The 1,662-nt window shown below is 45.4% G+C and carries 1 protein-coding gene and 1 pseudogene; both read left to right on the plus strand.

The window, feature by feature from the left end:
* Positions 1–439: 439 nt before the first annotated feature.
* Positions 440–1,297 (plus strand): Rpn family recombination-promoting nuclease/putative transposase, encoded by an 858-nt coding sequence (locus CIK98_RS14390; RefSeq protein WP_094385433.1) that lies wholly within the window; start codon positions 440–442, stop codon positions 1,295–1,297.
* Positions 1,298–1,343: 46 nt separating this feature from the next.
* Positions 1,344–1,662: pseudogene (locus CIK98_RS14395) on the plus strand (hypothetical protein); the annotation flags it as partial.

The following is a 1,662-nucleotide window of genomic DNA, read 5'->3' on the forward strand; positions in this document are numbered from 1 at the left end:
AAAAGATATTCCAATTTTCATGGATGGTGTGTCTTTCCACGAGGCATCATAGTATATGTTGACAATCTGTTGGGAGAAGCTCAAGATAACCTCGTCTTTGATATTCTCGCTCCTGTCTTACATTGAAATTGAACGTCTCTATGGCTCCCAACGGTCTGTTTAAAAGTGAGGAACTATAAGTCCCTCACTTCAATATTCAAATATCGGACTCACTAAATAAAAACAGAGTGATAGAGACAAGGAGATGCATTAATAGATCAAGTTTCTGTGATAAAGAAGGTAGCAGAACCCCAAAAAGGCAGGCAGTTGATTAAAATAGCACCAGAAGATGGATAATACAACTTGTGTCTATTATTGCCAAGTTTTTCCCAAAAACCTTGGAGGATTTAAAAATATATTGTAACTTTGTCCCCGAATAAGTGAATTAATGGATAAAGGTATGGCAACAACAGAAGAAAGATACATCAGCCTGCTGACCGACTTCGGTTTCAAGCGCATATTCGGCACTGCTCCCAACAAGGAGTTGCTGATCAACTTCCTCAATAGCCTGTTTGACGGCAAGCAGGTTATAAAGGACGTGAAGTATCTCAACACCGAGCATTTCGGCGACAACACCTCGGCACGCAAGGCCATCTTCGACGTGTATTGTGAGGGCGAGTACGGAGAGAGGTTCATCGTCGAGATGCAGAATGCCTATCAGGAATTCTTCAAGGACCGCTCCCTGTTTTATTCCACGTTCCCCATCCGCGAACAAGCCAAGAAAAGCGCCGACTGGGACTTCAAGCTCTCCCGCATATATACCGTGGCGCTGTTGAACTTCGACATGAAGGAGGAGGCTTTCGACAAGAAGGAGATAACCCATACCGTGAAGCTCTGCGACATCAAGACCAACAAGGTGTTCTATAAGAAGCTCGACTTCATATACGTTGAGATTGCCAAGTTCAAGAAGAAGGAGGACGAGTTGGAGACGCTTTACGACAAGTGGCTCTTTGTGTTGAAGAACCTTTATAAGTTGGAGAGCCGCCCCAAGGCTTTGCGCGACAAGGTGTTTGACCGCCTCTTCAAGGAAGCCGAGATAGCCACGTTCACCCCCGAGGAGCTGCGTGAGTATGAGGATAGCCTCAAGGCCTACCGCGACATCAAGAACTCTATTGACACGGCAAGGAGAGAAGGGGAAGCGAAAGGGCATTTAGCGGAAAAAAATGCCATTGCACGGAACCTCAAGTCAATGGGTATGTCTATTCCCGACATTCATAAAGCCACAGGCTTGCCAGAGGAAGAAATTGAGGTGTTGTGATATTATTCACCATACTCTGTGTCTATCAGAAGCATCTTTAATGGCAATGAATAGGACTAAAGAATGTTTTACGTTACTTATTGCATTGCTGCTGACAATGCTTTGCTCATGCGGCAGGAATGCGAAAATCATGGGTGAAGCCGAGAGGATTGTTGAGCAATCCCCGGATTCATCCTTGGCTTTGCTGTCAACAGTTGACAGATATTCGTTGTCAAAATCAGACAGGGCGCGCTATGGTCTGCTCTTTACCATGGCACAGGACAAGTCGGGCTTAGATGTGGATATGGACACGCTCATCCGCCAGTCCTACATATATTATGAAGGTGAGCCGGAGACGAAGTACTATGGGCTGAGCCAATACTATA

The sequence above is a fragment of the Prevotella sp. P2-180 genome, assembly GCF_002251435.1.
GTDB lineage: Bacteria > Bacteroidota > Bacteroidia > Bacteroidales > Bacteroidaceae > Prevotella.